Source organism: Aliamphritea spongicola (genome assembly GCF_017051665.1).
GTDB lineage: Bacteria > Pseudomonadota > Gammaproteobacteria > Pseudomonadales > Balneatricaceae > Amphritea > Amphritea spongicola.
The window spans coordinates 1-243 of sequence record NZ_JAFIDL010000162.1 but is presented as its reverse complement, the minus strand read 5'-3'; the positions used below and the strand labels follow the sequence as shown (position 1 = coordinate 243).

The following is a 243-nucleotide window of genomic DNA, read 5'->3' as shown; positions in this document are numbered from 1 at the left end:
TCAGCCTGGGAACCATCACAGACACCAATGACGCGTTCGAAGCGATCGTGGCGGGCACCAACAACAGTGTCGAAACCACCATCACGGACCAGACCGGCAGTGACAACCCACCGGGTACAGAAGACACGGTATATGTGCGGTTAACGCAGAACGTCGACAGCATTGGTGAAGACGGTGGTCAGGTAACCTATACAGTTACCCTGGTTGATGAAAATGATCAGCCTATTACAGTACCGGCCGGCG

1 protein-coding gene is annotated in these 243 nt (G+C 54.3%); it reads left to right on the top strand.

Annotation, left to right across the window (positions count from 1 at the left end; all coding sequences use genetic code 11):
* The coding region (locus JYB63_RS23790) for a hypothetical protein (protein WP_205660260.1) at positions 1-243 on the top strand (243 nt) is incomplete at both ends.